Raw genomic sequence first — 24683 nt, 5'->3', positions numbered from 1 at the left:
TATGTCTGCATTTAAAAAAGCCGAAGTTTTCATTCTTATTGGTCAAATCATTGATGATACCTTATTAACTCAAGATTCTATCCATCGAGACCAAATTGCAGCTCGACTTATTGAGAAATATCCTGACCTCATACAAAATATTGCAACAGGCTATAAAAATCAAAATTTAACATATGTTTCTGGAAATTTAGTGGATTGGTTTTCCGCTGAATTAACTAAAAAAAGTTCTATTTCTAAAGATTGGCAAAACAAGTATAAACAAGAACGAGAAAAAGTAGGAAAAAGAGAAGTTACTGTTTACAAAAATATTTATTCATTTTCATTAGAAGAAAATATTTCCTCTGTGAACACTACAAAATTGATAGAGGGTAATCTTAAAACGATTGTAGTTAATGCTTTTGAACGCAACCCAATTGCTCGAAAACAATGTTTAGAATATTATGGAACGTCATGTTTATGCTGTGGTTTTGATTTCTATAGAACCTATGGTGAAATTGGTCAAAACTACATTCATGTTCATCACATTATCCCGCTTGCAAAAATTAGAAAAAATTATCAAGTTGATCCAATTAAAGATTTAATTCCGCTTTGTGCAAATTGTCATGCAATGATACATCGTACAACACCAGCCCTTTCTACCGAAAAACTAAAAGAAATCATAAAACAATCTCATCAACCTTGATTTCTCACCCACTAAGCCCTACATCTATACCTATGTTTAAAGATGATATGGCAAAAATACAATGACACTCCAACAAGCGACACTTCCCGTTCCTCAATTTGATCAAATTCAACTTGCTGACCTAAAACAACAAATTGAACAAACCATTCAAAACGGTCAAAACTTCTTAAATCAACTCAAGGAAGTGCCACAAAACAGCGAGGCACAATTGGCAACCTTGACCGAAGTTGATCAGCTTGAAAATAACATGAGTGAGTCATGGGGCATTTTGTCGCACCTCAATGCCGTGATGAACAATGCCGAAACCCGTGAAGTGTACCAAGCCCTGTTACCAAGTTTAAGTGAATACTATACGCAGCTTGGACAACACACGGCGCTGTATCAAACCTATCAACAGATTCATGATACCCCTGTTTTTCAAACCCTCAGTGAAGCACAGCAAAGCGCCATTAAACTCGCGCTACGTGATTTCAAACTGTCTGGTGTTGCACTCCAAGGCGAAGCTAAAAAGCGTTATGCAGAAATCTCGGCACGTTTATCACAGCTGTCTTCAGACTTCTCTAACCATGTGCTCGATGCAACCCAAGCCTATTTCAAGCCTTTAACTGAAGCACAACTTAAAGGTTTACCTCAAAGCAGTGTTGAACTGTTAAAACAATACGGACAACAACGTGAGCTTGAGCAAGCGGTTGCGACATTGGACTTTCCTGCATATTTTGCGATCATGACTTATGCTGATGATCGTGAGTTGCGAGAAGAGCTGTACAAAGCATATGTCACCCGTGCATCAGATCAATCGGATAAAACCGAGTTTGATAACACGCCTGTGATGGAAGAAATCCTGAGCTTACGTCAGGAAATGGCACAACTACTTGGCTTTAACAACTTTGCTGAATATTCCCTTGCCAGCAAAATGGCACCTGATGTTGAAACTGTTCATCAATTCTTAGTAGATTTGGCAGAGCATGCGCGTACGCCTGCACTTGCTGAAATTGCTGAACTAAAAAGTATTGCACAACAAGATGGAATTGAAGAACTCAAACCTTGGGATGCAACCTATTATTCTGAGAAGTTGAAACAACAACAGTTCAATCTTTCTCAGGAAGCGCTTAAACCGTATTTCCCTGCACCTAAAGTGGTTCAAGGTTTATTCCAGATCGTACAGCGCCTTTACGGTATCCAGATCATTGAACGCCAGGCGCCTGTTTGGCAGGATGATGTACGTTATTTCGAAATTGAAGATCAAGGTCAAGTGGTCGGCGGTTTCTATTTTGACTTATATGCCCGTAACGGCAAACGCGGTGGTGCATGGATGAGTGGTTTCCGTTCCCGTGTACAAACTGCTAGTGGTCTACAAAAACCAGTTTGCTATATGGTGTGTAACTTTACCCCACCAATTGGTAATCAACCTGCCTTGCTGACCCATGATGAAGTCATTACCTTGTTCCATGAGTTTGGTCATGGTTTACATCACATGCTGACCGAAGTGGATAACATCTCAGTGGCAGGGACGCATGGTGTGGCGTGGGATGCAGTGGAGTTACCAAGTCAGTTTATGGAATTTTGGGCATGGGACAATGAAAGCCTTGATGTGCTCAGTGAACATACCGAAACCAAGCAAACATTGCCACAAGAATTGCTATCTGCCCTGCTCAATGCACGTTTCTTCCAGTCTGGTATGCAAACGCTACGTCAGATTGAATTTGCCCTGTTTGATTTAACAATTCACCGCCAAACACCTGCTTTAAACAGCCAGCAGATTCAGGAAACGCTGAACGATATTCGAGCCAAATTTGCAGTGGTGCCAACGGTTCCCTATAACCGTTTCCAGCATAGTTTTAGCCATATTTTCGCGGGTGGCTATGCTGCGGGCTATTATTCCTATAAATGGGCTGAGGTCTTAGCCAGTGATGCCTTTGACCGCTTTGAAAGCGAAGGTATTTTTAATACCGAAACTGGAAAAGAGTTTAGAAAGTTTATTCTAGCAGTTGGCGGAAAAGATACTGCACTTGATGCATTTCGCAATTTCAGAAAAAGAGAACCAAAAATAGATGCATTATTGCGCCATCAAGGTTGGACGAACACCGATAAAACCGCTTAAACTACGTCATTATTGTTCACAGGATGGTATTAACTGACATGAAAAGACAGTTCATCGCGGGTGCAAAATGCCCTAAATGTGGCGCGTTAGATCGTGTAGTTAAGATCATCACTGTGGATGACGAGTGGATTGAATGTATCGAATGTGCTTATAGTGAAAAACGCCCGACCCACGTGGAAGAGCAACAACCCGCTGAGCCAGATGAAATTGGAGTGATACAATTCAAACCTCGTCATTTTGACTAGAAGGTTAAAAATGATGTCCACATACCAAACTCAAAATTCCAGATTATTATGGATGATAATTGGTGGAATTAGTGTTGTGGTGGTGCTATTTCTTGCTGTGCAATGGTTTTTGGCACAAAAGGAACAGCAGTCAACCAGCACACCAACTCAACCTGGTACAGCAAAACCAGTTGCGACGGTAAAACAGCAAGCCGCTGTTACATCTGAATCAACAGCAGCCAGCAGCGAAGTTACCGAAACAATCCAGTTGGTTGAGGAATCAATTATTAAAGAGCCGCTTCCAGAAAATGACAGTTTAGCGAAAGAGGAAATTGCCAAACTGGATGATATTCATCAGCAGCTTAAGGATCAGCAGCAGGAACTCAAGCAGCAGCATGATGATGTCGATGCACTGCTTAAGCTTAAAGAGGAACAGGTCAAACTACTGGAAGCGCAAATCGCGGCGCAGAAATAAATCCCATGAAATAAAAGGTCAAAAAGCTTTAACCTCAGTTAAGGCTTTTTATTATTGAATCGGTTTTTGAAAGGTGTGGGCCATCAGGATTCCCAGCAATGTTAGACCGCCTTTAATGAAATCCACAGCTCATTTCTTTCTCTTGCAGAGAAGCATACAATAGGTTCAGTTTCTCCCAGCCAGCATTCGATATGAACTCTCACCAAGCTGATCGCAACCTGTTTCTGGCGATTGGTTGTCTCACCATTTCTGCACTGCTCTTTTCAGTGATGGGCATTTGTATCCGATATGCATCACATACGGTTGATAACTATACAATTGTGTTTTTCCGTAATGTGGTTGGACTCATCCTATTTCTGCCTTTTATTTTTAAGCAAGGCATTGGCTTTGTAAAAACAGAAAAACTATGGATGCATACTTGGCGTAGCGTGGTTGGGCTTGCTGCAATGTATGGATTTTTCTATGCGATTGCCCACCTAAAACTATCCAATGCAATGGTATTTACCTACTCTTCCCCAATTTTTATTCCAGTTATTGCATGGCTATTTTTAAAGGAACGGATTACCACAGCAATGCTCTGTGCCGCAGCCTTGGGCTTTATAGGGGTGTTTTGTGTGGCAAAGCCTGATCAGGGTTTATTGAACTGGATTTCGGTGATTGGTATTGCATCAAGCTTACTTGCATCAATGGCTTTTGTAACTGTTCGGGCATTAACTCAAAGTGAACCACCTGAACGCATCGTATTTTATTTCTGCTTGATAGGATCAGCACTTTCTGTGATTCCAATGTTTTGGGTATGGCGACCTTATCATTTACAAGAATTATTGTTTTTAATTGGCGCAGGGATACTTGCTAATGTCAGCCAAATTTTTATGTCTCATGCTTATCGACTTGCGCCAGCAGGACAAATTGCACCTGTGAATTATATGGCAATTATTTTTGCAGGTGTATGGGGCTTCTTACTTTGGAATGAAGTACCCGATTTATACAGTGTGATTGGATTTTGTATTATTTTGCTGGCAATTTTATTATGTAGTCCATTGACTCAACGTCAAAGGAAAATGATTCAACGCTAAAATATTTGATCTTTAAAAATAACTGATCAACATTGATAATGTCTAAAGCATTTTAAAGCTTAGAAATAAAAAAAGCACCCGAAGGTGCTTTTTTTATTGTTAGTTTAGTTATACCAACCAAACAATTTAAAGAAATACGGAACGTAAGCAATAATTAAGATTGCAGGTACCATGACCAATAAAGGCAATATCCAACGTTCATATCGATAGTAGAAAGACAAGTGACGAACTTCTGCATCTGCTTCAGCCACTTCTGCATCACCAATCGATTGTCGAGCTAAGAGATGGTTTAATGCAACTGGAGGTGTGACATAACCCAACTCAAAACCAATAAGCGCAATCATCCAGAAATGAACAGGATCAATACCATATTGATATGCAACAGGTGCGACTGTAGCCGTGATCAGAATCACCGCACCAAATGGATCCATGATCATACCTACGAAGATCATCAATAATACAATCAACGTAATCACGACAACAATATTATTAATATCTTGTGGGAATGCTTCCATGATATGAATTTGCTCAAGGAAACCACCGACACTCACTGAAAGCGCCATCAGAATCACAAGTGCACCAATATGGCCTACTGTTTCACTTGAAGAAGCATGTAATGCTTTAGCAAATGAGATGTTACGCTCTGGTTTGCGTGGGTCATCTTCTGGATTAATTTTTGGTGCAGGTTGACTACCGTCCGCAGGCAATGTGTAGCTATTTAAAGTACTGTCCCAATGACCAACAGGTGCCAACGGTGCAGGTTCTTTACGTAACTTATCAAACAATACCATCATCAATAGAATCACAGGCATCATTACAGGTGCAGTAAATTCATTGAGATCAGTTGCTAATGCATGTTTGTAGAATAACCAAATCAAAACAAAGATCACGATATATGGTGATACAGGTACGAATGCACGTAATGAATTAGGCAATGCAACTTTAAATGGTGCAATACGGAATTTTTGTTCTGCAAAGAATAATGCAATCACCAAGAATAACGTTGAGGTTAACAGGAATGTGTACATCCCGTATTTATAAAGCAAATCAGTCGTTACTTCTTTGTTTAGTGAAGCGACTACTACGATCAATAAGCATGGACGTAAAACTACACCAAGTGAGCCAGACAATGCTGTTGCAGCTAATGCAAACTGACGGCGTCCACCCGCATTCCACACTTCTTTATAAATAATCGCACCCGCAGCGATAACGAAAATACCTGATGCACCTGTATAGGCTGTTGGTAATGCCGCTGCAATAAGGATCAACCAAGTTAAAGTCTCTGGAGCCAGATTCCAAGGACGTAAGATATTGAGGAATAAATCAACAATACGTGTTTGCTTGAGCAACATACCCGCCCAAATAAACAAGGCTAGATTCAAGAAAATATTCGACAATTCAACCAACTGCCCCAGATAAATACCTTGCCCCATTGGATAGTCCATGAAGAAAGTAAATGCAACCCCAGTGATAATCGCCATATAGGCATATAAAGGAATACTGAGGAGGGCTAAACCGACATTACCACCTTCACGAGTTACAACTGGTGGTTTGATCATTTGGAATAAACTGATGAGTGTCAGCACACCAAACAATATCATCCACAAGCAATAAATCACGTTCATTTCTGGTGTGATCGGAACACCTGAATTCATGACCGATTTATATTGGCTAATCACAGATGATGTGAGTAATGCATTACCCAACAACATCGCAATACCATAAACACGGAAATCAGTTTTAGTAGCAGGACTACGTAAACCAATGTGATGCGCTTTCAATGTTGCACTGATTGCAGCAAATACAACCATAATAACGAGGAATAACGCGCGGTTCTCTGTACCTAATTTAAAGATACCAAAGAAACTAGTTTCAATTTTACGATAAGTACGAACACTAGGATTGGCTTCGATATGCTTCATTGCCTTATCATAGAATTGGTATTTCTCATCACATTGTTGCTGAGCCGCTATCAGCGAAGCTCGAACATCTGACTCAGAAGCTACACCAAACATACTCGCAAACTCATCAGCAGCATTGATTTTCATTTGCTCTTGAACTTGTGCATCTATATTTGGATTTCTGTCACAGGTTGGTTTCTCTGGTTCAGCACGTAGAAATGAATATTGCATTCCTGTGTCAGGATCACCATAAAGGCGCTCTCCCATACGTAAAAGCTGACCATGAATCATCTCACCCGTTCCAATAACCAATGTCATTAGCAGCAAGAAAAGTATGACAAAGGTCGAAATCCACTCTGTCCATATATGGCTGAGCAGACCTAATCCAGATTTTTTTTCTTGATCATGTTGCATGTCTATTCCACTTTATTGTTCTCAACATCCATCCAAAGATGTTGAATCATGCGATGTCCATGGTTGATAGATAAATGAATTTACCCTCGTCTTAACCAATCCCTTTTTAAACCGCCTAAATTTGCAGCAAACTTTTTCAAAAAAGAATGACTACAATCACTTTTTTGTTGGTTGTTTTTATCAATTTGTGTGTTCTCTATATTTCCTTTTTACCAATAAATAACCTAAACCACATAACAGACCACCAATGGCACCAATTAAATGCGCTTCGGTCAGTACAGGACTGCCGATCAGTTGGGCTGTTCCTGTCTGGCCAAAAGTGTTTTCCCAAATAATTTTGGCCGCAATCAGCACCAGCACCAATATTGCAAACTTACGTTCATGTGGATACTGCAAATACACCAGACTGACTGCGGTGTATAAACCATGCAACACGCCAGAAAGACCAGCATAGGCCTCTATATAAGGCAGGTAAAAATAAAAGATTAGACTAATAAATGGAGGTAACACCAACAGCAATGCACCTAAATGCCAGTTGCGGGCATGGGGAAAGATAAAGGGAAGGAAAGAAAACGCCAACATATTCAGAAAGAAGTGCATCCATCCAACATGCACCCAGTGCGCCGTCCATAGACGCCAGAACTCTGCCAGCAAACCTGGTTTCCAATAAATGAAATGATCAGCAAAGACTTGCAGACACGCTGACACTGAAATACATACAGCGATCAAAATGACTTTCCCTATCCATCTTTGATCTTTCATTTATATCTACCTCATGAAAAAACTGACCTTTTATAAGCTTAGATGTTTCCCATATAAAAGGTCTTTTAATTCAGGTTACTCAGCAGGCTGGTTTTCTGCTGGAGCTTCCGCTCCGCTACCGCCATCAAATAAGTCATCTAAAGATGAGTCTTCCTGTTTGTCATCCCAGAACGTGGTTAAACCATCGTCACCTGCCCTTACACCTGTATTTTCAGTCCAGTAACGGTCTGCAATACCACGTACCATCAAACCCGCCATTTTATCAATCAGACGGAACTGGGGATTTGCAGGTTTATCTTCAGTGGATGCCGCCGCATAAGAACGGAACGCATCACGGAGTTTGGCGTCATCACCACTTGCCTGTGCCGCAACCGCATACAGGGCATGAGCCAGACGTACACCTTTCTTCTCACCAATCTGCATGGATTCTTTCATGGTTGCATAAGGTTCAGGCTTGCCGTCACCCGCGCCTGGCAACAATGTCCAGATCACGGCACGGGTTGCCATTGGCGCACCCCAGAATTTTTCATTGTCCAGACACGCCATACCACGTTCCGCAATACCTGCAATATCTTTAGGTACGTTGATTGCACCACCAGAGTTAATGTCATTGGTCATGGCCTGCACACCACTGACCATACCCAATAGGTAAACAGTCTGGTCAAGGTCATTGCGCATGGTTGGACAAGAGTCACCTAACTTATACTTGTATTTTGCTTCCCAGCGGTTTGCAAACAGCTGGTAACCCGCATACTGGCGTTCAGCGGCAATACCCGCCCAACGCTTTTGCTCAATACGCGCATCCTGAGCCTCAGCAACCTGCCCCGCCTTAGATGCACGCAAATAACGTAATTCTGCTTCCAGTGCCGCATTCTCGGCACACATTCCTGCCGCAGAATATAACAATACCGCCATACGGGTTGGATCAGCCCCCATGTCTTTGGTTGACATGATCGCTGGTGTCAAGGCATTTCCAGAATTACACACCATTTCAGCATCATCCATCGCCAAAATTGGTGGAACAATATGATTTTCACTAAAACTTAATGCAACGTTAGCCCCTGTTTTAATGATTTGTGAACACCCTGATAATATTGAAGTTGTAAGTAACGCAACCGCCACGCCCTGTCCAATTTTATGGAGTTTAGACATCTTCCTGTCCTCTAATTAATTTGTTTTTTCCTTTTAGGTGTACCTTATCAGATGCAATACCCGAATTAAAGAGTAGTTGCTCTAATTTTAACGTGGACATTTTGACACATTTCACAAATAAAAAAATTGACAGATGATTGGTAATACAAAAATTTTAGGCAAAAAAAAGTAGCATTGCGACGGTTCAGCACATGCTACTTATTAACTGGTAAAAACCTAAAACTCTTTATATTCTAGTTTTATTGAACATAATCCTTGAGTAATGTTCCAGCTCTTCCTACAACAATCGACATAACGACTGCAATTACCAGAAACATCCACATTGAAATCTCCATAGAGACCTCCTACACTTTGCGTATCCACTTTTGGTGGACACTAGATTGGCGTTCATCATCATTATTCACTGGGAGTGTGTATATTGATGACACTTTCAATCTCTTTCTCTTGGTCACTACAATTTTACGTTGATGTGATTCAAGAAGTTCCCTGAGTAAAGTTCCTGCTCTTCCTATAATGATTGCGAAAACCACTGCAATCACGAGAAACGACCATGTTGGAATTTCCATCATTTTGGACCTCCACCATACTTTACGTTGGTGTTTGTACTTTAACGAAAAGGAATACAAGTTCAGGGCTAAATTGTCTGACAATCATAATTTTCATGAATCTTTAGCGTATTTAATCTAACAATTTCAGTAAATTTTATTCAAAAGTATATTAAATAATTGATATATTTATTTTTACTAATTTTATACAGTCGTATAATTGTCGAACAATTAGAGCATTTTTATCAGTAGTTTAAGGTTTTTCCACTGTGTAACGGGCAATTGATCCCACCAAATGATGCATTTTTTGTTCTGGGACGAAGAAAAATACAGGACAATATAGCAATGATGGTCGATCATTTTCACAATTTGCCAACGCTGTACAGGCAAATCCGAATTGACAAACTCAAATGACCAATCCTGACCATGCAGATGTTCAAAACGCCTGACCTGAGGTTGCTGAAGAAACCTGAACCAGACAATGGCCATGATTCCCAGACACAGCAACCAAATCCCCAAAGGCAGTACGTGATAAAGTAAAACTGCCAGGAAGATAAAAATTAAAAGTTGCAAAACAATCATAAATCGACTGGATTGCAACTCAAAAACACGATTAGCCATGGACATACTGTTTTAACTTTACAATCAATTCCTTGATTTCAGTTCTTGGTGCTTCACCCACTTCCATGAACCAGTCCAGCAGGTCAGGGTCTTCCTGATCAACCAGTTCCGCAAACAAAGCCTTTTCTGTAGGATCTGCACTGAGATAATAGTTTTTGACGTAGGGATCAAAATACACATCAATTTCTTTTAAACCACGCCGTGAACGATAAATCACCTTACGTTCTTCAAGTGTCATTTCATCGGACATCATTTATTCCCCTATGCAACTATTTGGGCCTAGTTTACCCGATCCCCTCAAGAATTTCGCTGGGATTTTTCTCAAGTGACCAAATACATCAATCAAATTGAGCATTGATCACATTGTCCACTATTTTCAATTTCTTGTATCGTGGCAATGAATGTTTAAATCCAATACTCAAGGAAAAAATAACAAATGCAATCAGGTGCAATTCGTCCAATTCCAAATATGTTACCGCGTAAGCTATTTACTTCTGAGCATGAAGCATTCCGCGAAACAGTCCGTAAATTTTATGAGAAAGAAGTTGTTCCTAATATTGAGAAATATGAGAAACAACAGCATGTTGACCGTGATTTATGGAACAAGGCGGGTGAACTGGGCCTACTCTGCACCACCATGCCAGAACAATATGGTGGTTCAGGTGTGGATCGTCTATACAGCATGATCCTGATTGAAGAGCAGGCCTATGCTATGGACTCAAGCACAGGATTTTCCTTACATTCAGACATCGTTGCCAACTATATCAACAACTTTGGCAATGAGGAGCAAAAACAAAAATGGCTGCCTAAAATGGCGACAGGTGAAACGGTCACCGCTATTGCAATGACTGAACCAGGTACAGGCTCAGATTTACAGGCTGTACGCACCACTGCGGCACTGGATGGTGATGAATATGTGATTAATGGTTCTAAAATCTTCATCACCAATGGCTATCTCTGCGATATGGCGATTGTGGTGTGCAAGACAGGCAACAATGAAAAAGGCTCAGCAAATTTATCATTAATCATCGTTGAAGCTGATCGCGCTGGTTTTAGTAAAGGTAAACCTTTGAATAAAATCGGAATGAAAGGGCAAGATACTTGCGAATTGTTCTTTGACAATGTACGCGTACCTAAGGAAAACCTACTTGGTATGCAAGGTATGGGCTTCATCATGTTGATGAAAGAACTGGCATGGGAACGCATGTTGGTTGCGATTATTTGCCAGGCAGGTGCAGAAGCAGCATTTGCGCATACTGTTCAATACACCAAAGATCGTAAAGCATTTGGCAAAGCAATTAGTACATTCCAAAATACGCGGTTTAAATTAGCTGAATTACGTACTGAAATTGATTTCTGTCGTACTTATTTAGATCGTTGTATGGAATTACAACTCGAAGAAAGCTTAGGTGTAGATGCCGCAGCGGCAGCCAAATACAAAATTTCAGATATGTTCTCAAAAGTTGTGGATGATTGCTTACAGTTACATGGTGGCTATGGTTATATGTTGGAATATCCAATCGCACGTGCCTACATCGATAACCGTGCCAACCGTATTTATGCAGGTACCAACGAAATCATGAAAGAGTTGATTTCCCGTACCTTATAAGCTTAAACATTCAAAAGGGGAATAGTGTTGATTCACTATTCCCTTTTTTTATTTATTTCTGTTCAGTTTTTTCAGGTTGCTGAACAGGTGCTGGATTCATGCGGGTCATCAACTGTTTAACTGTTGGGTTTTCCACATGCTGCTGCATGGTGGTGTTGAGTGCGATACGCGCATTTTGAGTGGTGTAATGCGCCACTTCACTGCCAATTTCACTGGCTTTCTTGGCCCAGGCTTTCCCTTCTGTAGATTGATAGAATGAGAGTGCAGCCTGTAACTCTTTCTGGCTAAACGTCTCTACATAACGTTGCACAATAAACTGCTTTCTTTGTTCAGAATTGAGATTCTTGGTCAAGTCTGCATAAAACTCTGCTGGAATATCTTTAGGTAAGCGCATTTTAATTTGATTCAGGATCAACTTGTCTGTCGCTTCCAACCCCTGCTCCGTTCCATCTACCTCAACAAGTTTCTGTGCAATCACTTCCTTTTGTTTTATATCATCTGCCAAAACAGCGGGACTGAACAATAATGCCCCTAAAACCACCCATTGCTTCATTACTCTTTCCCTGATTCTCAGTTTTTTTAATGTCATCAAATATACGCGATATTTTTCTGATTGAAAGAATATCCAAAGTCATATCAATAAAAAACCCCATGTATTTACATGAGGTTCTCAATTTCACCTATGTCAGATTATGACACTAGCTTCGGCTTACGATCTGCCTGTTCACCACGCTTATGGAACTCTAAAACTCCATCATCAAACTTAGCATCTTTCAGTTCTTTGCGATCAACTAGGTAATTATTGGTGATCTTCCACGGTGCTTGTTTACCTTGTTTAGGCATTACATCAGCTGCACGTGCGATATAACCAGAAGACATTTTACCCATGATCGTATCATTTTCACGCTGTAAAGGATCAGCGTGTGCAATCACTTCATCAAAACCATTTTTATCCATATGATTGATTAAGCGGCAGATATAATCAGCTGCAATATCAACCTTTAATGTCCATGAAGCATTGATATAACCAATGATCATCGCCATGTTAGGGACATCACTCACCATCATGCCTTGATACAGCATATGTTGAGATGTATTCATTGGCTTACCATCAACTGAACCTTGCACCCCACCTAGAATCTGAATTTCTAAACCAGTTGCCGAGATCACAATATCCGCTTCTAAATGTTTTCCAGATTTTAATTGGATACCATTTGCAGTGAATTTTTCAATTTGATCTGTTTCAACACTTGCTTTGCCTTCACGTAAAGATTTGAATAAATCACCATCAGGTACAACACATAAACGTTGATCCCACGGATTATAGCTTGGTGTAAAGTGTTTCATATCCACTTTACCCTTGAGCTGCAATTCAATACCTTTCAACAATAAACGACGCACAGTTTTCGGATATTTCTGTGCCAATGCGTAAATACCACGCTGCATACCAATATTACGTGCACGCGTAAATTTATAAGCCATTTCTTCAGACATAAATTTACGTGTTTTTTCATAAATAAAGTCAATTGAAGGAACTGTTGCAATATAGGTTGGTGAACGTTGTAACATCGTCACGTGTCCCGCCCCACCCTTGACCATTGAAGGTACAAGGGTAATTGCAGTTGCACCACTGCCGATGATCACAACTTTCTTACCCGTGTAATCTAAATTTTCTGGCCAGTGTTGCGGATGAATAAACTGACCTTTGAAATCTTCTTGTTTAGGGAATTTAGGTGCATAACCTTGATCATAGTTATAGTAACCTGTACAACCCATGACAAAGTTGGCTGACCAAATTTGTTTTTTCTTGTTATTATCTTCGATCTCAACTAACCATTTTTTCTTTGTAGAATCATAGTTTGCTGAAAGAACACGATGGCCAAAGTGAATTTTATCTTTTAACTGATTTTCACTAATGACATCACTTAAATAACCTTTGATCTCAGCGCCGCTAGCTAATACTTTATCTTTTGCCCATGGCTTGAAGTTAAAACCAAAAGTTGACATATCCGAATCAGAACGAATACCAGGGTACCGAAAGAGATCCCATGTTCCGCCAAAACTATCACGACGTTCTAAGATTTCGAATTTACGCTGTGGACAGTTCTTAGAGAGATGCACAGCTAATCCAATCCCAGAGATACCTGCACCAATAATTAATATATCAACTTGCTTTTCCATTTTTTTTATACCCTGTGTAAATCATGTCTTTATTAAAGCATAAATTTGACAATACACAATGTCAAGTTTGATCATTCATCGGTTTTTTTATATCAGTTCGGGACATTTTGAGAAAAAAAGTGGTAAAAAAATCCTGAGATTTTTGCTTGGATTTAGCTTTTGGTAATGTTTATAGGGTTAAAAATGAATCTGCTTTCTAGGCTTCATTATCATCCCATTCTTTTAATCATAAAATAATATTGAGGACAGATGACCATAGCTCTGCCTAATGAAACATTTTTAGCTAAAATTAACTTAATATACGGTCCGATCACAGAAAAATGGTTCATTCAATCTGATCTAATCGTTATATAAACCAGAAAATATGGCTTAATCCCATTTAAGATAGATAATAAAAAAGGTCGGAATAAACCGACCTTTTTTGGAACAACTGACTGTTCTACACGTAGAAGTATTATTTTACTTCACGGTCTACAAGTTCAACGTAAGCCATCGGTGCAGCATCACCTGCACGGAAGCCCGCTTTAAGAACTCGAAGATAACCGCCGTTACGTTCTTTGTAACGAGGGCCAAGAACGGTAAATAATTTACCAACAGTTGCTGCTGAACGAGTACGAGCAAACGCTAAACGACGGTTTGCAACAGTATCGTTTTTAGCTAAAGTGATTAAAGGCTCAGCAACACGACGAAGTTCTTTCGCCTTAGGCAAAGTTGTCTTAATTAACTCATGCTCTACTAAAGCATTTGTTAAGTTTTGAAACAACGCCTTACGGTGGCTGCTTGTACGGCCTAATTTCACACCACTATTACGATGACGCATGGTGATAGTCCTACTTAATTAACGGCTACGATAGGCAAATCGGTCATCCATACGGAGACTAGCTGGTGGCCAGTTCTCTAAACGCATGCCGAGTTGTAAACCTTTCGATGCCAAAACATCTTTGATCTCTGTTAACGATTTTTTACCTAAGTTAGGAGTTTTTAACAACTCAACTTCAGTACGTTGAACAAGATCACCAATGTAGTAAATATTTTCTGCCTTCAAACAGTTAGCAGAACGAACAGTAAGCTCGAGATCATCTACTGGACGAAGCAAAATTGGGTCAACTTCTTCGCGAGGCTCTTGAGCAACAGGGGTTTGATCTTTCTGAAGATCAACAAAAATTGCAATTTGTTGTTGCAAGATTGTTGCCGCTTTGCGGATCGCTTCCTCAGGATCAACCGTTCCGTTAGTCTCAAGATCGATCACTAACTTATCAAGATCGGTACGTTGTTCTACACGCGCATTTTCTACTGTATAAGAAACACGCTTGATTGGGCTATAAGAAGCATCTAACTGTAAACGACCTACAGGACGTGTTTCACCTTCTGGGAAACGAGAGTCAGATGTCTCATAACCACGACCTTGAGCCACTTTAAGGCGCATTTTCAATGAACCAGAAGAACTCAAAGTACCGATTAAATGATCAGGGTTAACCACTTCAACATTGTGAGGCAAACGGAGGTCAGCTGCTGTTATGTCACCTGCACCCTGCTTTTCCAATGTTAAATATGCTTCGTTTTGATCGAACAGCTTAATAGACAATCCTTTTAGGTTCAGCAAGAGCTCGACGATGTCCTGCTGCAAGCCTTCTAAAGTACTGTACTCGTGCTCGACGCCTTCTATTTCTACTTCAACCACAGCAGCGCCAGGCAAAGAAGACAATAGAATGCGACGTAAAGCATTACCTAGAGTATGACCAAAGCCACGCTCCAAAGGTTCCAGAATCACTTTTGCCGAGGTCCCGCTCACCGCTTCGACCTTGATCGCTTGCGGAGTTAGAAACTCGTTTGCAGTACGCGTCATTTATTGCTACCTCAAGGATTATTTAGAATACAATTCTACAATCAAGCTTTCGTTGATTTCAGCAGGTAGATCAGAACGATCAGGTGCAGCTTTGAACGTACCTTCTAACTTAGAATGATCAACTTCCATCCAAGCAGGGAGACCACGTTGAGCAGCTAATTCAATTGCATTTTTGATACGCAATTGTTGTTTAGCACCCTCATGAACAGCAATTACATCACCCGCTTTTACTTGAATAGACGCAATGTTTACACGACGGCCATTTAAAGTAATAGAACGGTGACTAACTAACTGACGAGCTTCTGCACGTGTAGAACCAAAACCCATGCGATAAACAACGTTGTCCAGACGGCTTTCAAGCAATTTCAACAAGTTTTCACCTGTTGCACCTTTAACACGAGCTGCTTCTTTATAGTAGTTACTAAATTGACGCTCTAACACACCGTACATACGACGTACTTTTTGTTTTTCACGTAATTGTAGTGAATACTCAGATTGTTTACCACCACGAGCCGCACCATGTTGACCAGGTGCTTTGTTCGCTTTTTTAGTTTTTACATCAAACGGTTTAACGCCTGATTTAAGTTGCAGGTCTGTCCCTTCGCGACGAGAGAGTTTGCATTTTGGACCAATATAACGAGCCATGAATGTTTCTCCTTACACGCGACGTTTTTTAGGTGGACGGCAACCGTTGTGAGGAATTGGTGTCACATCGGTAATGCTGTTAATCTTATAACCCACTGCGCCTAATGCACGAACCGCAGACTCACGACCTGGACCAGGACCTTTCACAAGGACATCCAGATTTTTCAAACCGTAATCCAAAGCTGCTTTACCAGCAACTTCAGCAGCTACCTGGGCAGCGAACGGAGTTGATTTACGTGAACCACGGAAGCCTTGTCCACCTGAGGTGGCCCAAGCCAATGCATTACCTTGACGATCGGTAATCGTTACAATGGTGTTATTAAAAGACGCGTGAATGTGTGCAACACCTTCAGAGACGGTACGAGTGACCTTCTTGCGTGTGCGAGTATCTTTAGCCATCTTTTAGCTTCCAGAAATCTTACTTTTTAATCGGTTTGCGCGGACCTTTACGGGTACGTGCGTTAGTTTTGGTGCGTTGTCCGCGAACAGGCAAGCTGCGACGATGACGAAGACCGCGGTAGCAGCCTAAATCCATTAAACGTTTGATGTTCATGGAAATTTCGCGACGTAAATCACCTTCGGTCGAAACCTTGGCAACTTCTGCACGAATCGCATCAAGCTGAGCATCATCTAATTCACGAATTTTAGTAGTAGTAGAAATGCCTGCAGCAGCTAAAATGTTTTTAGCAGTGTGGCGACCGATACCAAAAATATACGTGAGAGAGATAACAGCATGCTTGTTATCCGGAATGTTTACACCGGCAATACGAGCCATTCAATTTTCTCCAAAAAGGCAGTCAAGATAATCAACCGCCCCACAAAAATCTTGAGGGGCGGATAATAACCTAATTAGCCTACTGAAATCAACAGGTCTTAATTAAATTAACCTTGACGCTGCTTATGACGAGGTTCTGCGCTACAAATCACGCGAATAACCCCATTACGACGGATAACTTTGCAGCTACCACAAATTTTCTTTACAGAAGCTTGTACTTTCATGATGAAACCTCTAAGTGCGCTTATCCCTTAGGATGAGCAGTCGTTTTTCTCATTAACGTTTGGTCATCATATTGATGCGAAGTAAGGTGCGCCTGAAGTTGCGCCATAAAGTCCATTACCACGACCACCACAATCAGCAACGATGTTCCACCTAAATGGAATGGAATACCAAATGAACTTTGCAGCACCATCGGCATCAAGCATACGACTGTAATGTAAATTGCACCAATAAATGTCAAACGGTTAAGAATATGATCTAAATAACGAGCCGTTTGCTCACCTGGGCGGATACCAGGCACATATGCTCCGCTACGCTTTAAGTTTTCTGAAACTTCTTTCGGGCTGAACACCAGCGCAGTATAGAAATAACAGAAGAAAATAATTAACGCGCCAAAGAGCATTAAATACAACGGCTGTCCAGGCGATAACACCAATGCCAGATCTTGCAGACTACGTTTTACAATCCCTGCATTTGGATCAGCACTTCCCAACCACTGTCCCAAGCTCGCTGGAAATAGTAACAATGAGCTTGCAAAAATTGCTGGAATTACACCTGCCATGTTAATTTTTAATGGTAAATGTGTTTGCTGTGCAGTAAATACACGACGACCCTGTTGTTTTTGAGCATAGTTTACTGGAATACGACGCTGTGCCTTTTCAATAAACACAATCGCAGCGAGGACTGCCAACGATAATAAACCGAATACAGCTAAACCAATTAAACTACCCTGACCATTCTGAACAGACGAAAACGACTGAATCACGAGATTTGGCAAACCTGCCACAATACCCGCAAAAATGATCATGGAGATGCCATTACCAATACCACGTTCGGTAATTTGTTCTCCCAGCCACATCAAAAACATTGTTCCCGCAACCAGCGAAGTGACTGCTGGAACATAGAATGCTAGGCCTGAGGTCAGGGTAATTCCCTGACTAATCAGACCTGCACACATACCCACCCCTTGCACAAGTGCAAGCAGCAGGGTGCCGTAACGCGTATATTGATTGATCTTACGCTTGCCCTGTTCGCCTTCTTTTTTCAAAGCTTCCAGCGAAGGAACCACCGTTGACATCAACTGCACGATAATCGATGCAGAGATATAAGGCATGATTCCCAACGCCAGAATTGACATGCGTTCCAACGCACCGCCAGAGAACATGTTAAATAAACCTAAGAAAGTACCTTCATTAGCTTTAAAAAACTGTGCTAGCGCTACGTTATCAATACCTGGCAACGGAATATGCGCTCCTAGTCGAAAGACCAATAACGCGCCAATCAAAAACATTAATCGACGAATAATTTCACGGTATTTCACATGAAATGGTTGGCCTTTCATCATGTTTACATGACCAGTAGAACTAGGAGTCATAGACACTCGAGATTACTCCTCGACTTTACCGCCAGCAGCTTCAACAGCAGCTTTAGCGCCTTTAGTCAACACAACACCTTGTACAGTGAATGCGCGAGTGATTTCACCAGAAAGCACGATGCGAGCACGAATTTGGTCACGACGAACAACATTCGCAGCTTTTAAAGTTTCAAGGCTAACAACATCACCTTCAACCTTATTCAACTCAGACAAGCGTACTTCAGCAGTTTTCAAAGCGATTTGGCTAGTGAAACCGAATTTTGGTAAACGACGATATAACGCTGTTTGACCGCCTTCAAAACCTGGACGAGTACCACCACTTTTACGTGAGTTTTGACCCTTGATACCACGACCACCAGTCTTACCAACGCCAGAACCGATACCACGGCCCAGACGACGGTGTTCACGCTTAGCACCTTCTGCAGGTGCAAGTTCATTTAAACGCAGAGTCATGGCTTATTCCTCTACACTAACCATATAGTAGACTTTGTTGATCATACCACGGTTAGAAGGCGTATCTTGCACTTCCACAGTATGACCAATACGACGCAGACCTAGACCTTGTAGGCAAAGTTTATGATTTTTTAAACGATGCGAAGAAGATTTAGTCTGGGTAACTTTAATCGTTTTCATGATTGATTACCCTTGAATTTCTTCTACTGACTTACCACGTTTCGCAGCGACTTTCTCAGGAGAAGTCATATCACGCAAACCTTTGAAAGTTGCGTTTACTACGTTGGCAGCGTTTGTAGAACCATAGCATTTTGTCAATACGTTATGTACGCCAACAGCTTCTAGAACTGCACGCATAGCACCGCCAGCAATTACACCAGTACCTTCAGAAGCAGGCTGCATGTAAACGCGGCTTGCACCGTGACGAGCATTAATAGGGTGTTGTACAGTACCGTTAACAAGATCAACAGTAATCATGTTACGACGCGCAGCTTCAAGTGCTTTAGCAATAGCAGCTGGAACTTCACGCGCTTTACCACGACCAAAACCGACGCGACCATTACCATCACCCACAACAGTTAATGCTGTGAAAGAGAAGATACGACCACCCTTAACAACTTTGGCTACACGATCAACGGCAACCAGCTTTTCAACAAGACCTTCGTTTTGTTCAACTTTAGCCATGATTAGAACTCCAAGCCGTTTTCACGAGCAGCATCAGCCAAGGCTTTGATACGACCATGATATTTAAAACCAGAACGATCAAATGCAACTTTCGTTACACCTGCTGCTTTCGCACGTTCTGCGATTAAAGCACCAACTTTTGTTGCTGCATCGATGTTACCAGTCGCACCGCTACGCAATGATGCATCCAAAGTTGAAGCTTGCGCTAAAACTTTGCCACCATCTGCTGAGATAACTTGTGCATAGATGTGACGCGGCGTGCGGTTGACACACAAACGAGTCGCACCCAATGCACGAATGTGCAAGCGTGTGCTTTTCGCACGACGCAAACGGGATTGTTTCTTTTCGTTCATAAGAACCTCGCGCCTTATTTCTTCTTAGCTTCTTTACGAAGAATAACTTCATCCGAATAACGAACACCTTTACCTTTATATGGTTCAGGAGAACGGTACGCACGGATTTCCGCTGCCACTTGACCTAACAACTGCTTGTTTGCTGATTTCAGGATGATTTCAGTCGCAGTTGGAGTTTCCGCTGTTACCCCTTCAGGTAAAGCATAGTCAATTGGGTGTGAGTAACCGAGTGCCAGGTTAACAACGTCACCTTTCACCGCAGCTTTATAACCAACACCAACGAGCTGTAACTTACGTTCGAAGCCTTCGCTAACACCTTTTACAAGGTTATTCAATACAGCGCGAGCAGTACCAGCCTGCATCCAGGCATCTTTCGACTCTTTCACTGGAGCAAGTTGAAGTTTACCTTCTTCCTGTTTAAGCTCGACCAGCGCATGCAGGTTGAAAGACAATGTACCTTTGCTGCCTTTCACTTCGACCTGCCGGCCGTTCTGAGTAACTGTTACACTATTAGGTACAGTTACTGGGGCTTTAGCCACACGAGACATGAGGAATCACCTATTAAGAAACAAAAGCAATAACTTCACCACCAATGCCCGCAGCACGTGCAGCGCGATCAGTCATGATGCCTTTGCTTGTAGAAACAATTGCAATACCTAAACCTTGCTTAACGCTTGGAAGTTTATCTTTACCACGGTATTGGCGAAGACCTGGACGGCTTACGCGCTTAACCACTTCGATAACTGGTTTGCCTTCGAAATATTTTAACGTAATAGTCAAAGTAGATTTTGTCTCTTCTTGAGCCACTTCTACGTTTGAAATATAACCTTCTTGTTGAAGTACGTTTGCAATAGCAACTTTCAACTTAGAAGAAGGCATAGAAACAGTTTGTTTCTTTGCCATTTGTGCGTTACGAACACGGGTTAGCATGTCGGCAACGGTATCTTGCATACTCATTTAGTCGCTCCTTACCAGCTTGCTTTAACAACGCCTGGTACATCACCCTGCATTACTGTATCGCGTAATTTGTTACGGCTTAAACCGAACTTACGGAAGTAACCATGAGGACGACCAGTTAAACCACAGCGGTTACGAAGACGTACTGGAGATGCATTACGTGGTAATGCCTGTAACTTCATCATCGCTTCGAAACGTTCTTCGTCACTTGCGTTTACGTTTGCAATCGTTGCTTTTAATTCAGCACGTTTTGCAGCGTATTTAGCAACTGTCTTTTCGCGTTTCAATTCGCGATTAATCATACCTTTCTTAGCCATATCGACCTCTTATTTGAACGGGAAGCCGAATGCACGCATAAGCGCACGGCCTTCGTCATCGCTACGAGCAGTGGTCGTAATCGTGATGTCTAAACCACGGATACGATCAATTTTGTCAAAATCGATTTCAGGGAAAACGATCTGCTCTTTTAAACCCATAGAGTAGTTACCACGACCATCAAATGATTTCGAAGAGAAACCACGGAAGTCACGGATACGAGGGATTGCGATCGAGATCAAACGATCCAGGAATTCGTACATCTGGTCGCCACGTAAAGTAACTTTACAACCAATTGGCCAACCATCACGGATTTTGAAACCAGCGATTGATTTACGTGCAAGGGTCACAACTGGCTTTTGACCAGCAATGAGTTGCATATCAGCTACAGCACCTTCCAATAATTTCTTATCAGTTGCAGCTGCGCCTACACCCATGTTCAGGGTGATTTTAGTGATGCGAGGAATCTCCATCACATTCTTAATGCCAAGTTCTTCTTTTAACTTCGCTTTAAGTTCGTCATTGTAACGTGCTTTAAGTCTGGCCATTGCCTTTTCAACCTATTACTTCGCTGCCGCCACTGATTCACCATTTGATTTATAAACGCGAGTTTTCACGCCATCAATCGTTTGGTAACCAACACGGTCAGCCTTTTGGGTTGTAGCATTAAAAATTGCCACGTTTGAAATATGAAGCGTCGCCTCTTGTGTTACGATGCCGCCTTCAGCGCCAGTAGCACGGTTTGGTTTTTGATGCTTCTTCACTAAGTTAAGGCCTTCAACCTTAACTCGGTCTTCAGAAACAGACAAAACAGTACCCTGTTTGCCTTTTTCTTTACCTGCGATCACAATTACTTGATCGCCTTTTTTAATCTTAGCCATGATTGCCTCTTATAGAACTTCAGGAGCCAATGAAATGATTTTCATGAACTGTTCAGTACGAAGTTCACGAGTCACTGGTCCGAAGATACGAGTCGCAATCGGAGCTTTGTTGTTGTTCAAAATAACAGCAGCGTTATCGTCGAAACGAATCACTGAACCGTCTGGACGACGGATGCCAAATTTTGTACGAACAACTACAGCATTCATCACGTCACCTTTTTTAACACGTGCGCGTGGAATTGCTTCTTTTACAGTAACTTTAATAATGTCGCCAACAGAAGCATAACGACGATGTGAACCACCTAGTACTTTGATACATTGTACGCGGCGTGCACCACTGTTGTCTGCTACGTCGAGCATACTTTCGGTTTGAATCATTGCCCTACTCCAAAACCGAGCATCACCGGTCGCAATTTCGAAAGGCTCAAAGAGTACTCGAAATTGTCCGATGATGCAACAAGAACGTCTAATTACTCAGCAGCTGCTTCAACGACTTCCACTAAAGTCCAAGCTTTAGTTTTAGAAATTGGGCGGCTTTCTTTGATGGTTACCAAGTCGCCAGTTTTAGCAACATTGTTCTCATCATGAGCGTGTAGTTTAGTTGAACGGCGGATTGATTTGCCATACAACGGGTGTTGAACACGGCGTTCAATAAGCACAACAATAGACTTGTCCATTTTGTCGCTTACAACACGGCCTGTTAACGTGCGGACTGTTTTTTCACTCATTGTCCGTTCCCCTGTTTTTCGGTAAGGAGTGTCTTAATACGAGCAATTGTTTTACGAGCAATTTGCACTTCGTGCGATTTGCCTAGTTGACCAGTTGCTTTCGCCATACGAAGACGGAATTGGTTAAGCTGTTGCTCATCAAGCAACGCTTTCAACTCTTCTACCGACTTTTCACGTAGATCTTTAGTTTTCATTACATCACCGTCCGAGTCACGATAGTGGTTTTAAACGGGAGTTTAGCGGCAGCCAATTCAAAAGCTTCACGCGCCAACTCGTCGCTCACACCTTCAATTTCGTACAGGATCTTACCTGGCTGAATCTGACACACCCAGTATTCCACGCTACCCTTACCTTTACCCATACGAACTTCTAATGGCTTTTCGGTAATTGGTTTGTCTGGGAATACGCGGATGAAGATTTTACCACCACGCTTAATACGACGGCTAATGGTACGACGGCAAGCTTCAATCTGACGCGCAGTCATGCGACCACGTTCAGTTGCTTTAATTGCAATCGAACCAAATGATACTGTACTACCACGATGCGCTAGACCAGTGTTACGGCCTTTGTGCATTTTACGGAATTTGGTACGTTTAGGTTGCAACATGGATTATTCTCCCTTGTCAGCAGCACGGTCATTACGACGTCCACGACGTTGTTCCTGACCTTCACCACGACCACGACCACGTTTAGCTGGACGTTCTTCAGCAGGAGCAGGGTTCATGACTTGTTTCATGCCACCCAGGATCTCACCACGGAAAATCCATACTTTAACGCCGATCGTACCGTAAGTTGTTTCTGCACGCATAGTTGCATAGTCGATGTCCGCACGAAGCGTATGCAAAGGTACACGACCTTCACGATACCATTCGGTACGAGCGATCTCTGCACCACCTAAACGGCCAGAAACTTCAACTTTGATACCTTTTGCGCCAGCACGCATGGTGTTTTGAACCGCACGTTTCATAGCACGACGGAACATTACACGCTTTTCCAATTGAGAAGCGATTGCTTCAGCAACTAGACGTGCGTCCAAGTCTGGGCGATCAATTTCATTGATGCTAACTTGAGCTGGAACACCCATAATATTGGTGAGTTCGCGCTGTAATTTCTCAATATCTTCGCCTTTTTTACCGATTACGATACCTGGACGAGCAGTGCTAATTGTTACTTTAGCAGCGCCTGTAGGGCGTTCGATAAGAATATTGCTGATCATCGCGTTCTTAAGTTTTTTAGTTAAAAACTCACGAACCTGAAGATCTTTAAGCAAGTATTCAGCGTATTGTTTCGGACTCGCATACCAGTTAGCGTTATGACGTTTCACAACACCTAGGCGGATACCGATTGGATGAACCTTCTGACCCATATCAAACCCCTACCTTAACGGTGATGTGACAAGTACGCTTAGTAATACGGTCTGCACGGCCTTTGGCACGTGGCAGGATACGTTTAAGGCTCATGCCTTCATCAACGTAGATCGTAGTTACTTTAAGGTCATCAACATCTAAGCTGTTGTTGTGTTCAGCATTGGCGATTGCAGACTCAAGTGCCTTTTTCACAAGGACAGCCGCTTTCTTGTTGCTGAAGTTTAAAATATCTAGCGCGCGCGCAACCGATTTACCACGGATCAAATCAGCAACTAAACGTGCTTTCTGTGCCGAGATAGCGGCACCGCGTAATTTTGCAGTTACTTCCATCATAGCACC

The 24683-nt window shown here is 41.9% G+C and carries 35 protein-coding genes and 1 pseudogene; 6 read left to right on the top strand and 30 right to left on the bottom strand.

Annotation, left to right across the window (positions count from 1 at the left end):
* The first annotated feature begins 1 nt into the window (after nucleotide 1).
* The 5 genes from F973_RS14560 (at nucleotide 2) to F973_RS06150 (ending at nucleotide 4558) form a co-directional block, all read left to right on the top strand.
* Nucleotides 2-682 (top strand): HNH endonuclease, encoded by a 681-nt coding sequence (locus F973_RS14560; protein ID WP_004760671.1) that lies wholly within the window; start codon nucleotides 2-4, stop codon nucleotides 680-682.
* 61 nt (nucleotides 683-743) lie between these two features.
* Nucleotides 744-2783, top strand: coding sequence for a M3 family metallopeptidase (locus F973_RS06165; RefSeq protein ID WP_004760669.1), 2040 nt, complete (start codon nucleotides 744-746; stop codon nucleotides 2781-2783).
* Nucleotides 2784-2821: 38 nt separating this feature from the next.
* Nucleotides 2822-3028, top strand: coding sequence for a YheV family putative metal-binding protein (locus F973_RS06160; RefSeq protein WP_004660391.1), 207 nt, complete (start codon nucleotides 2822-2824; stop codon nucleotides 3026-3028).
* A gap of 10 nt (nucleotides 3029-3038) precedes the next feature.
* The gene (locus F973_RS06155) at nucleotides 3039-3482 is read left to right on the top strand and encodes a hypothetical protein (RefSeq protein WP_004760667.1); all 444 of its coding nucleotides are present in this window, start codon (nucleotides 3039-3041) and stop codon (nucleotides 3480-3482) included.
* Between the two features lie 191 nt (nucleotides 3483-3673).
* Nucleotides 3674-4558 carry a DMT family transporter gene (locus tag F973_RS06150; RefSeq protein WP_004760666.1) on the top strand — a complete coding sequence of 295 codons (885 nt, stop codon included), beginning with the start codon at nucleotides 3674-3676 and terminating at the stop codon, nucleotides 4556-4558.
* A gap of 104 nt (nucleotides 4559-4662) precedes the next feature.
* Here F973_RS06150 and F973_RS06145 read toward each other — a convergent pair whose 3' ends face one another.
* The 6 genes from F973_RS06145 to F973_RS06120 form a co-directional block, all read right to left on the bottom strand.
* The gene (locus F973_RS06145; protein ID WP_004760664.1) at nucleotides 4663-6873 is read right to left on the bottom strand and encodes a TRAP transporter large permease subunit; all 2211 of its coding nucleotides are present in this window, start codon (nucleotides 6871-6873) and stop codon (nucleotides 4663-4665) included.
* A 180-nt stretch (nucleotides 6874-7053) separates the two neighbouring features.
* Entirely contained in the window at nucleotides 7054-7635 is a 582-nt protein-coding gene (gene rrtA, locus F973_RS06140) for a rhombosortase (protein WP_004760663.1), read from the bottom strand.
* 75 nt (nucleotides 7636-7710) lie between these two features.
* Nucleotides 7711-8787 (bottom strand): hypothetical protein, encoded by a 1077-nt coding sequence (locus F973_RS06135; protein ID WP_004760662.1) that lies wholly within the window; start codon nucleotides 8785-8787, stop codon nucleotides 7711-7713.
* A 344-nt stretch (nucleotides 8788-9131) separates the two neighbouring features.
* Nucleotides 9132-9356, bottom strand: a complete 225-nt coding sequence (locus F973_RS06130; RefSeq protein WP_004678560.1) for a hypothetical protein — start codon at nucleotides 9354-9356, stop codon at nucleotides 9132-9134.
* Between the two features lie 207 nt (nucleotides 9357-9563).
* On the bottom strand, nucleotides 9564-9959 hold the full coding sequence (locus tag F973_RS06125) for a protein YgfX (protein WP_004760660.1): 396 nt from the start codon (nucleotides 9957-9959) through the stop codon (nucleotides 9564-9566).
* The gene (locus tag F973_RS06120) at nucleotides 9946-10203 is read right to left on the bottom strand and encodes an FAD assembly factor SdhE (RefSeq protein WP_010589142.1); all 258 of its coding nucleotides are present in this window, start codon (nucleotides 10201-10203) and stop codon (nucleotides 9946-9948) included. The genes F973_RS06125 and F973_RS06120 overlap by 14 nt, the downstream gene beginning before the upstream one ends.
* Nucleotides 10204-10389: 186 nt before the next feature.
* On the opposite strand from F973_RS06120, the gene F973_RS06115 reads away from it, so the two are divergent.
* Complete coding sequence (locus F973_RS06115) at nucleotides 10390-11562, top strand: acyl-CoA dehydrogenase family protein (protein WP_004683259.1); 1173 nt, start codon at nucleotides 10390-10392, stop codon at nucleotides 11560-11562.
* Nucleotides 11563-11614: 52 nt separating this feature from the next.
* Here F973_RS06115 and F973_RS06110 read toward each other — a convergent pair whose 3' ends face one another.
* The 24 genes and pseudogenes from F973_RS06110 to rplV form a co-directional block, all read right to left on the bottom strand.
* Nucleotides 11615-12115 (bottom strand): DUF2059 domain-containing protein, encoded by a 501-nt coding sequence (locus F973_RS06110; RefSeq protein ID WP_004760658.1) that lies wholly within the window; start codon nucleotides 12113-12115, stop codon nucleotides 11615-11617.
* Nucleotides 12116-12252: 137 nt separating this feature from the next.
* Nucleotides 12253-13743, bottom strand: coding sequence for a flavin-containing monooxygenase (locus tag F973_RS06105; RefSeq protein ID WP_004760657.1), 1491 nt, complete (start codon nucleotides 13741-13743; stop codon nucleotides 12253-12255).
* Nucleotides 13744-14197: 454 nt separating this feature from the next.
* On the bottom strand, nucleotides 14198-14563 hold the full coding sequence (gene rplQ, locus F973_RS06100) for a 50S ribosomal protein L17 (protein ID WP_004641032.1): 366 nt from the start codon (nucleotides 14561-14563) through the stop codon (nucleotides 14198-14200).
* An 18-nt stretch (nucleotides 14564-14581) separates the two neighbouring features.
* On the bottom strand, nucleotides 14582-15589 hold the full coding sequence (locus F973_RS06095) for a DNA-directed RNA polymerase subunit alpha (protein ID WP_004683263.1): 1008 nt from the start codon (nucleotides 15587-15589) through the stop codon (nucleotides 14582-14584).
* Nucleotides 15590-15607: 18 nt separating this feature from the next.
* Nucleotides 15608-16234: a 30S ribosomal protein S4 gene (gene rpsD / locus F973_RS06090; protein WP_004678568.1), complete on the bottom strand. Its 627-nt coding sequence runs from the start codon at nucleotides 16232-16234 to the stop codon at nucleotides 15608-15610.
* A gap of 12 nt (nucleotides 16235-16246) precedes the next feature.
* Nucleotides 16247-16633 carry a 30S ribosomal protein S11 gene (gene rpsK / locus F973_RS06085; RefSeq protein WP_001040166.1) on the bottom strand — a complete coding sequence of 129 codons (387 nt, stop codon included), beginning with the start codon at nucleotides 16631-16633 and terminating at the stop codon, nucleotides 16247-16249.
* A gap of 19 nt (nucleotides 16634-16652) precedes the next feature.
* A complete protein-coding gene (gene rpsM / locus F973_RS06080; RefSeq protein ID WP_004760656.1) occupies nucleotides 16653-17009 on the bottom strand; it encodes a 30S ribosomal protein S13 in 357 nt (118 codons plus the stop codon).
* 107 nt (nucleotides 17010-17116) lie between these two features.
* Entirely contained in the window at nucleotides 17117-17233 is a 117-nt protein-coding gene (gene rpmJ / locus F973_RS14555) for a 50S ribosomal protein L36 (protein WP_000867907.1), read from the bottom strand.
* A 20-nt stretch (nucleotides 17234-17253) separates the two neighbouring features.
* On the bottom strand, nucleotides 17254-18573 hold the full coding sequence (gene secY / locus F973_RS06075; protein WP_171062321.1) for a preprotein translocase subunit SecY: 1320 nt from the start codon (nucleotides 18571-18573) through the stop codon (nucleotides 17254-17256).
* Between the two features lie 45 nt (nucleotides 18574-18618).
* The gene (rplO, locus tag F973_RS06070) at nucleotides 18619-19059 is read right to left on the bottom strand and encodes a 50S ribosomal protein L15 (protein ID WP_004760654.1); all 441 of its coding nucleotides are present in this window, start codon (nucleotides 19057-19059) and stop codon (nucleotides 18619-18621) included.
* A gap of 3 nt (nucleotides 19060-19062) precedes the next feature.
* Nucleotides 19063-19239 carry a 50S ribosomal protein L30 gene (gene rpmD, locus F973_RS06065; RefSeq protein WP_000849088.1) on the bottom strand — a complete coding sequence of 59 codons (177 nt, stop codon included), beginning with the start codon at nucleotides 19237-19239 and terminating at the stop codon, nucleotides 19063-19065.
* A gap of 6 nt (nucleotides 19240-19245) precedes the next feature.
* Entirely contained in the window at nucleotides 19246-19743 is a 498-nt protein-coding gene (rpsE, locus tag F973_RS06060) for a 30S ribosomal protein S5 (RefSeq protein WP_004760653.1), read from the bottom strand.
* A 2-nt stretch (nucleotides 19744-19745) separates the two neighbouring features.
* Entirely contained in the window at nucleotides 19746-20096 is a 351-nt protein-coding gene (gene rplR, locus F973_RS06055; RefSeq protein ID WP_004683268.1) for a 50S ribosomal protein L18, read from the bottom strand.
* Nucleotides 20097-20110: 14 nt separating this feature from the next.
* Nucleotides 20111-20644 (bottom strand): 50S ribosomal protein L6, encoded by a 534-nt coding sequence (gene rplF / locus F973_RS06050; RefSeq protein ID WP_004678579.1) that lies wholly within the window; start codon nucleotides 20642-20644, stop codon nucleotides 20111-20113.
* A 13-nt stretch (nucleotides 20645-20657) separates the two neighbouring features.
* Nucleotides 20658-21053 carry a 30S ribosomal protein S8 gene (gene rpsH, locus F973_RS06045; RefSeq protein WP_004678580.1) on the bottom strand — a complete coding sequence of 132 codons (396 nt, stop codon included), beginning with the start codon at nucleotides 21051-21053 and terminating at the stop codon, nucleotides 20658-20660.
* 11 nt (nucleotides 21054-21064) lie between these two features.
* Nucleotides 21065-21370 (bottom strand): 30S ribosomal protein S14, encoded by a 306-nt coding sequence (gene rpsN, locus F973_RS06040; protein ID WP_004660360.1) that lies wholly within the window; start codon nucleotides 21368-21370, stop codon nucleotides 21065-21067.
* Between the two features lie 9 nt (nucleotides 21371-21379).
* Nucleotides 21380-21916 carry a 50S ribosomal protein L5 gene (gene rplE / locus F973_RS06035; RefSeq protein WP_004678582.1) on the bottom strand — a complete coding sequence of 179 codons (537 nt, stop codon included), beginning with the start codon at nucleotides 21914-21916 and terminating at the stop codon, nucleotides 21380-21382.
* A 15-nt stretch (nucleotides 21917-21931) separates the two neighbouring features.
* The gene (gene rplX, locus F973_RS06030; protein WP_004760650.1) at nucleotides 21932-22249 is read right to left on the bottom strand and encodes a 50S ribosomal protein L24; all 318 of its coding nucleotides are present in this window, start codon (nucleotides 22247-22249) and stop codon (nucleotides 21932-21934) included.
* Nucleotides 22250-22258: 9 nt separating this feature from the next.
* The gene (gene rplN / locus F973_RS06025) at nucleotides 22259-22627 is read right to left on the bottom strand and encodes a 50S ribosomal protein L14 (protein ID WP_004657680.1); all 369 of its coding nucleotides are present in this window, start codon (nucleotides 22625-22627) and stop codon (nucleotides 22259-22261) included.
* 92 nt (nucleotides 22628-22719) lie between these two features.
* The gene (gene rpsQ / locus F973_RS06020; RefSeq protein ID WP_004760649.1) at nucleotides 22720-22977 is read right to left on the bottom strand and encodes a 30S ribosomal protein S17; all 258 of its coding nucleotides are present in this window, start codon (nucleotides 22975-22977) and stop codon (nucleotides 22720-22722) included.
* A complete protein-coding gene (gene rpmC / locus F973_RS06015; RefSeq protein ID WP_000849927.1) occupies nucleotides 22974-23171 on the bottom strand; it encodes a 50S ribosomal protein L29 in 198 nt (65 codons plus the stop codon). Before rpmC ends, rpsQ begins: the two co-directional genes overlap by 4 nt.
* Complete coding sequence (gene rplP / locus F973_RS06010) at nucleotides 23171-23584, bottom strand: 50S ribosomal protein L16 (RefSeq protein WP_004683271.1); 414 nt, start codon at nucleotides 23582-23584, stop codon at nucleotides 23171-23173. Before rplP ends, rpmC begins: the two co-directional genes overlap by 1 nt.
* A pseudogene (gene rpsC / locus F973_RS06005) lies at nucleotides 23524-24343 on the bottom strand (30S ribosomal protein S3). The gene rplP and the pseudogene rpsC overlap by 61 nt, the downstream one beginning before the upstream one ends.
* A 1-nt stretch (nucleotide 24344) precedes the next feature.
* Entirely contained in the window at nucleotides 24345-24674 is a 330-nt protein-coding gene (rplV, locus tag F973_RS06000; protein ID WP_004683272.1) for a 50S ribosomal protein L22, read from the bottom strand.
* Nucleotides 24675-24683: the final 9 nt, after the last annotated feature.

Source organism: Acinetobacter sp. CIP 102129 (assembly GCF_000368305.1).
Lineage (GTDB): Bacteria > Pseudomonadota > Gammaproteobacteria > Pseudomonadales > Moraxellaceae > Acinetobacter > Acinetobacter parvus.
This window is presented reverse-complemented; position numbering and strand designations above follow the sequence as displayed.